Genomic DNA, 7,013 nt, shown 5'->3' with positions numbered 1-7,013 from the left:
TACGCCGTGTGTAAGTCAGCCGAAAAGCGGCATCAAAAAACTGCACGACCTCTTTGCGTGGCGGGGTGATGCTGTTGAGCAGCGTTGTGCGAACGGTGTGACACGCTGCATCTGGGAATCGATGTGGCTTGGTGTTTGAATGTGGCCTGACGGAACCGTTGAAGACACCGTTCCGCGTTTGCAGCCGACCTACAAGCGACAATTATTGATCGTCATTTCGAAGATGCCGGACGCGCCGATTTCTTTGAGGCGTTCCATGACTTCGACGACTTCGCCGCGTCGGACCATGACCTGGATCGCACACCAGTCTTTGTCTTCGAGCGAGTTGATGGTCGGCGAGTTGAAACCGGGGGTGATCTTTTCGGCTTCGGCAAGTTGCGATCGTGGGATGTTGTATTCGACCAGGGAATAGTCTCGAGCGAGGACCACGCCTTCGAGTCGCGAAACCAAACGGTCGGCAACTTCTTTGCGGCGATGCGTTCCGTTTTGAATCAGCATGGTTTCGTAGTGACCGATTTCTTCCAGGATCCGCAAGCGGTTGGCGGCCAAAGTGCTGCCGGTTTCGACCAAGTCGACGATCGCGTCCGCGACGCCCAGACGGATCATCGCTTCGACGCTGCCGGACAGCGACACCAGATGTGCTTTCGCGTTTTTGGTGGCGAGGTATTGCTCGGTGACGTGCGGGAAGCTGGTCGCGATCCGTTTGCCGTCGAGCTGCGCCGCGTCGGTGTAGTCTTCGTCATCGGGGACGCAGAACGCCAGTCGGCATCGGCCGACACCAAACGCCATGCGTTGTTCGACATTGGCACCGGCTTCTTCGACCAGGTCGCTGCCGGTGATCCCCATGTCGATGGCACCTTCGGCACACAAGGTCGGGATGTCATCGGTTCGCAAAAAGATCAGATCGATTGGCAGCCCGCTGACTCGAGCGAACAGGCCTCGATTTTGGCGGCGAAAGCTCAATCCTGCTTGGTTCAGCAGCCCGGTGGCCAGTTCGCTGAGTCGGCCTTTGCTGGGGATCCCCAAACGCAAGAAACTGTCGGGGTCAGAGCCGCTTCCGAGGGGGGCCAAAGTCGTCATGGGAACCAAAAAAGATCGAGAACCAAAATGTCAGTGAGGCGAAAAGAGTAATCGCTGAACTTGATTTTTGGCAGGTGTCTGTTTGGATCCCAGCGTATTCGGGCTCACGAATCGGCGGTGCCCGAGTCCTTTTTTGCCGGCCGGGAGGCTTTTTCGACCAGGCCCGAGGTGCCTTCGCGGCGAGCCAGTTCGGCGGCGACTTCGTCCAGTTCGATTCCACGCCAGGCCATCAAGACCATCGCGTGATAGATCAGGTCGCCGGCTTCGTAGATGGCGTGCTGGCGGCCGGCTTCGTCTGGTTCATCGGCGGCTTCGATCAGCTCCTCGGCTTCTTCGCGAATTTTTCGACCGATCGCTTCGGCGCCACCGTTCATCAACTTGGTCGTGTAAGAGCCCTCGGGACGCTCCGCGGCACGGGTCCGCAGGGTGGCCATCAAACGATCCAGGGGAAGCAACGATTCGGGCATGGAATTTCCGTTTCAACGAAGGAGTGAGTTGCCCTGGCCAACATACTTCCGCCAACAAACGATCGGAACCCGCCGGGCAATGAAGCCCGCGAGTTCCGTTGTTGTTGTGCTGATTGAGCTCATACTCAGGCGGTGAAGATCACCAAGGCATGACCGCGTTTTGCACGGGCGGCGTGTAGGGTTGCGGGATGTAGCGATTGTCGACCGCACGTGCTCGGCTGGTGCTGGATCGTCCGAACCATGAATTCGCGGTCGAGTTGGATCGAGCGTTGGACCAGTTGCCAAGTGCTTTGGCGGTGCTGCTGCTTCTCGAGAATCCACCGTGAGTGACCGCACGTGAATCGGCGTGTGATCGGGCTCCCCAGCCGTTGGCGTATGAGCGACCTTGGCTGATTGCGACACCGCCGTTGGCGTAGGCGGTGCTGTTTCCGCTAGCGAATCCACCGTTGCGTCCGCTGCCTCGCATGTCGGATCGAGCGTAGCCGCCGTTGGTGGCGTAGGAGCTGGCGTTCAGTCGAGTGTTGCCACGGCCGCTGGCGGTTGAGATCGCGGTGCCGCCGTTGGAGTAGCTGCGGGCGGTGACTTGAGCATTGGCTTCGGCGGTCATCAAGCAAGCGGCTGCGACGGCGATGGCGAAGAGACGAGTGGACATGGCTGGGTTCCTCAGTGAGCGAGTTTCAAGAAGTTGTTTTGAAGGACGTTGTTGTCTTCACCGGAACCTTGCGAGAAACCCATCGCTAACCCCTCATCGTTTTTCGGTTTTTTTGTTTCCATCGTAAAAAGACGGCCAAACCGAAGCCGTCGACCGTTGGTGTTCGAGTAAGCTTCGCCAGGCGGATTCGCGTTTTTCCACAAAGATCGACACTCCACACAATCGATGTTGAACGAACGAGGTGACCGTTTTGTCAGATGATCTGTCATCCAACGCAGAAGACATTTTTTTGGATGCCATCGATCTGCCCGCAGCGGATCGAGAGGCTTATCTGCGGCAGCGGTGCGATGGAGATGCGGAGTTGTTGCGCCAAGTTCGCAACCTAATCGCGGCAGACGAAGCGGCTCAGGAAGACGAGTTCTTGAGGTCCAAGTTCATGCCGGCGTCGCCATTGATGCAGGCGTTCGGTGAAGCTGACCCTGACGAGTCCGGCGACATCCCCGAAGAATACGCCGCCGTCAGCGAGTCCGCTCGTTTCCAAATCCTTTCGCGTCACGATGAAGGTGGGTTGGGCGAAGTCTTGGTCGCCCACGACCGGCAGCTCGACCGGGAGGTCGCGATCAAGCAAATCCGGCCGCAATGGAACGGGCACGAAGAAGCCAACGCACGCTTTCTTCGCGAAGCCGAGATCACTGGCCGGTTGGAACATCCCGGGATCGTGCCCGTCTATGCCATGGGGACTTGGAAGGACGGACGGCCGTTTTATGCGATGCGTTTCATCGAAGGACAAACGCTGCGGCAAGTCATCCGCGAATACCGTGATTCGTTGAAAGACGAATCGAAGCATGCGAATTCTTCGAACGATGGCGAGCAGGCTCGTTCGTTGCGGACGATCCTTAATCGTTTCGTCGATGTTTGCAACACGATCGAATACGCGCACAGTCGGCGGATCATCCATCGCGATATCAAACCCGCCAACATCATGGTCGGTCCATACGGCGAGACTTTGGTGGTGGACTGGGGACTGGCGAAGCAGCTCGATGATGGTTCGGAGATTGCCGTCGCTGATAAATTCGATGCGAAACCTGATGCTTCCACGAAAGGCGAAAATGATTCCAGCCACACGCGAGCGGGCGGGACCGTGGGCACACCGCAGTACATGAGTCCAGAGCAAGCGAACGGAGATGTTTCGCTGGTTGGATGCCAAACCGATGTGTATCTGCTGGGGGCGACGCTGTATCAAATTTTGACGGGATCGCCGCCTCATCAAGATGATTCTGTTAGCCAGATTCTTCAGCGTGTTCGCCAAGAAGAGGTCACACCGCCACGTCGCCGCGATGCCAGTGTTTCAGAACCGTTGCAAGCGATTTGTTTGAAAGCGATGGCGAGGAAGCCTGCGGATCGTTACCCGAGCGTGGCCGCGTTGGCGGCCGACGTGGAACGTTGGTTGGGCGACGAACCCGTGTCGGTATTCAGTGATCCGCTGGCGGTTCGGATTGGACGTTGGGGACGAAAGCATCGAACGCTGGCGACCAGCGGCGCGGTCGCTGCGCTGTTGTTGATGTTCGGCTCCATCGCGGGAGCGGCGGTTTGGAGTTACCAAAGTTCGCAACGCCTGAAGGTTGAACGCGAACGCAATCAAAAGGAATTGGAACTCACCATCGCGAATGCAAAGCGGTTGAACGAGATTCGCAATTCGGTGGACTCCGATTGGCAGGTCGCGGCCAGCGAAATCGAATTCGGACGCTATGAATCAGCGCTGGGCATTCTGCAGCGGGCATCCAAAACGTTGGAGGAAGAACCCGAGTTCAGCCAGGATCGCGATCGGATCGTCGCCAAGGCGGAACGCATGCAGCGGTTGGTGTCGTTCTACGATTTGTCGGAACAAGCCGAAGAGTTTGGGATCATGAGCCGTGACACACAGGGAATCATGGCGGCATCGAACGCGCTGAAGGCTCTTGGCATTTGGGAACAACGCGATTGGTGGAACTACCTGCCCAACGAGGATCTGTCAGCCGATCAAAAGGATCGGTTGCTTTGGGACACCTACCAACAGTGGATCATCTTGGACGGGATGTTGGTCAAGACGATTGGGACTCGATTGTTCGGGGTGATGAAACATTCCGATGGTGAATCGGATTCGAGTGAGCGTTTGTGGAAGGCCTGGACGGCGATGCAGACCAAAGCCGGCATCGCAGAAGCTCAGGCCGCCAAGGTTGTGAGCGAACGAGTCGAACTGTTTCGGCAATCGGAGGCGGTGCGGTGGTACCGCGGGATCGCGAATTTCCGTTTGGGCGATGGCAAATGGGTCAAAGGCGAAGAGCTGGGGACGGCTCGCAACGCGGCTGATGCGCAAAAGATCGGCATCATGTGTTTGCTGTCCGCCATGGATCCATCGTTCCGAGTGGTGTTCAAAGATTACAAAAACCTCGACGCCGTCGAAGGTGGACGCCAGTTGTTCCAGCGTTCGGCGTCACTGCGTCCGAACCACTATTGGACGCAGCTCACCCTCGGCCATCTGCAGTACTTCTCCGCGATCCAGCAGCCTGAGCTGACTTGGCAGAGCTATTCGTTGGCCATTCAAACCTTTGGGCGATGCATCGCGATCAATCCAGACAACTGCTTTGGCTACGCCGACCGTGCTGCTTTGTATCGGATGCAGGCGGATCTGTTGCGAGACGATGAGTCGGTCGATCCGTCCATCCGTGAAGAACGGATCGAAGACCTTTTATTGTGGAGCATGCAAGATGCGGAAAACGCATTCCGGCTGGGCGAAAAACAACCTTGGGTCGGATGGGTCTACGGCATGACCCTTTCCGCGATTGACCAAAACGAACTTGCCGTTGACGTGTTGCTGGAAACATGTCGGCAGTCGTTGGCTTTGGTGCCGGTGGTGGATTCCGCTTTGATTGCGGCAGAAGATTTGCGGGGACGATCCGATGCGATTCAGTTCGCAGAGCAAATGACGGAGCGGCATAAGGATCAGCCCGTTTACCCGTTGCTACTGGCATCCATTCATCTGACACGCCAGCAGAATGATGTGGCTGAAGTGGTGTTGGACGAACTCTTTGAATCGGGACAAGTCCATCGGTTGTCGCCACCCTTGCTGGCTCACGCGTTGGCGGCTCGCGGGATCATTCATTTGTCTGCCGAACGATTGGAACTCGCGGCGGAAGATTTTGAGAAAGCCAATCAGTTGGATCCGCATCACTTGTGGGCGGCCTACGGAATCGCTGCCTGCAAGGATCGTTCGGGTAAGTACGAAGAAGCTCTCGGGCTCTACAAGCTGGCATCGAAGCTTGCGAAGCTGAGTGAACACCAGGCGGCATGTTTGTTGGGCATTGGACGGACGCAAGCCTATCTGCGGAGCTATCCCGAAGCGGCCGAATCGGTCCAAGCGGCTTTGGATGCACAGCCTGGTTGCGAAGTGCTGGGCGCGGTGCGGCCGTTGTATGACCGGCTGAAGGAATGGGCGAAGACGTCGCAGCCAAAGGAGGAGATGCGGCAACTGTCGGACTGGATCAAAGAAATCAACAAACTGCCGCGAGCGACGAAGGTGCTGATTGCGGACGGTGAGACGCCAACGCCTTACCAAGCATCGCTGCTCAACGGTGGCTTTGAGCAAGGCGGATGGAACTACTGGTCCAACGATCGAGGCATCGCGTGGATCAACGATCCGGGATATCGGTCTTTGGCCAGCGTCACCTCGTCTCAGGCTCACACGGGTGAGTATTCGATGCGGATCGTGGGTGATCGACCGTTGCCGGGTGAAGATGCGACGGGGGCTGGCGGCGAAACAATTCCAAAGGGTGGGCGAACCAAACAGGTTTTCCCGATTCCCGAAAATTCGCGGTGTGTTGTCTCGGTTTGGGCCAAGGCAAAAGATTTAAACGAAGACGCTGTGCAATTGATCGTCGATGGGTCCCAGGTCCCGGTGAGATTGGATTTGGCCGAGGGAACTTACGATTGGCAGAAATTCGAGACCGAAATCTACTTCGGTCGCTCGCCGGATCCGACGCTGACCAGCATTCCGATGGAGGTTCAGATTGTCTCGGCCGGCGAGGGCGAAGCGTGGTTGGATGATTTGACGGTGACGGTGTTCGACGCGGATTGAGCCTCAAAACACGGTGTTTTACCGTCTTTGGAAAAGTTTTGAATTTCGTGAGGGGATCCGAGAGGGGATCTCGCAAGTGTTTGTGAGCCGGCAAGTCAGCCGCTCGAATCACTTCCTGAAACCTTCTGCTTGCGAGAAAAACCATGTCCAAGATCGTCAACTTCAAAGTCCTCTCCGGTGTCGCTGCTCTCCTGTTCGTCGCGGCCACTTGCCAACCCGCTTCGGCACAGAGTGCTGGATCGTATGTCGATTTCCTCAATGGCGGAGCGAGTGCGGGTGCATCCGCGAACGGCCAGTGGAAATTTGCCAAATCGAAGAGCAGTTCCAAGAATGGCACCAACTTCGGCCATGGCTTTGGCGTGGGAGCCGGCCCCAACGGCATCTCGCTGTCGAATTCGATTGGCGTGGGCGGCAAAGGAGTCGGGGGGATCGGTCACAACCTGAACATGACCATCGGACGCAACGGAACACACATCAGCCACGGTGGTGTGACGTCGCAAGGAAACGGCCGGATTTACACCGGTGGGAACACAGGGATTCGAAACACTGGCACGCAACGCGGCCAGATTTACGGCGGCAGCACTTCCACCGGATTTGGCAGCCGCACCCGAGCCTGGTCGAACAGCCGCACGCGGTACTGGAACCGCTGAACTGAAAGTTGAGCTGTGCTTCTCGCTTTCCTCGACCCTCCCGGAGGTCG

The 7,013-nt window shown here is 57.3% G+C and carries 5 protein-coding genes; 2 read left to right on the top strand and 3 right to left on the bottom strand.

Going from position 1 to position 7,013, the window contains the following annotated elements; genetic code table 11:
* Positions 1-189: 189 nt before the first annotated feature.
* The 3 genes from hisG to RE6C_RS20865 all read right to left on the bottom strand — a co-directional run bounded on the left by hisG (position 190) and on the right by RE6C_RS20865 (position 2,199).
* Positions 190-1,080, bottom strand: a complete 891-nt coding sequence (gene hisG, locus RE6C_RS20875; RefSeq protein ID WP_008659788.1) for an ATP phosphoribosyltransferase — start codon at positions 1,078-1,080, stop codon at positions 190-192.
* A gap of 104 nt (positions 1,081-1,184) precedes the next feature.
* Complete coding sequence (gene hisE, locus RE6C_RS20870; protein ID WP_008659786.1) at positions 1,185-1,547, bottom strand: phosphoribosyl-ATP diphosphatase; 363 nt, start codon at positions 1,545-1,547, stop codon at positions 1,185-1,187.
* Positions 1,548-1,686: 139 nt separating this feature from the next.
* Positions 1,687-2,199, bottom strand: coding sequence for a hypothetical protein (locus RE6C_RS20865; protein WP_008659783.1), 513 nt, complete (start codon positions 2,197-2,199; stop codon positions 1,687-1,689).
* Positions 2,200-2,440: 241 nt separating this feature from the next.
* Between RE6C_RS20865 and RE6C_RS20855 the strand changes: the two genes are divergently transcribed.
* Positions 2,441-6,313, top strand: a complete 3,873-nt coding sequence (locus RE6C_RS20855; protein WP_008659780.1) for a serine/threonine-protein kinase — start codon at positions 2,441-2,443, stop codon at positions 6,311-6,313.
* 143 nt (positions 6,314-6,456) lie between these two features.
* Positions 6,457-6,963, top strand: coding sequence for a hypothetical protein (locus RE6C_RS20850; RefSeq protein ID WP_008659779.1), 507 nt, complete (start codon positions 6,457-6,459; stop codon positions 6,961-6,963).
* Positions 6,964-7,013 lie beyond the last annotated feature (50 nt).

This window comes from Rhodopirellula europaea 6C (genome assembly GCF_000338295.1).
Lineage (GTDB): Bacteria > Planctomycetota > Planctomycetia > Pirellulales > Pirellulaceae > Rhodopirellula > Rhodopirellula europaea.
The sequence above is the reverse complement of the archived record's forward strand: the minus strand, read 5'-3'. Positions and strand labels throughout refer to the sequence as shown.

Bases quoted from the DNA above. Each gene is read 5' to 3' on its own strand.
- RE6C_RS20865 (WP_008659783.1), bottom strand. From the start codon at position 2,199: ATGTCCACTCGTCTCTTCGCCATCGCCGTCGCAGCCGCTTGCTTGATG.
- hisE (WP_008659786.1), bottom strand. From the start codon at position 1,547: ATGCCCGAATCGTTGCTTCCCCTGGATCGTTTGATGGCCACCCTGCGG.
- RE6C_RS20850 (WP_008659779.1), top strand. From the start codon at position 6,457: ATGTCCAAGATCGTCAACTTCAAAGTCCTCTCCGGTGTCGCTGCTCTC.
- hisG (WP_008659788.1), bottom strand. From the start codon at position 1,080: ATGACGACTTTGGCCCCCCTCGGAAGCGGCTCTGACCCCGACAGTTTC.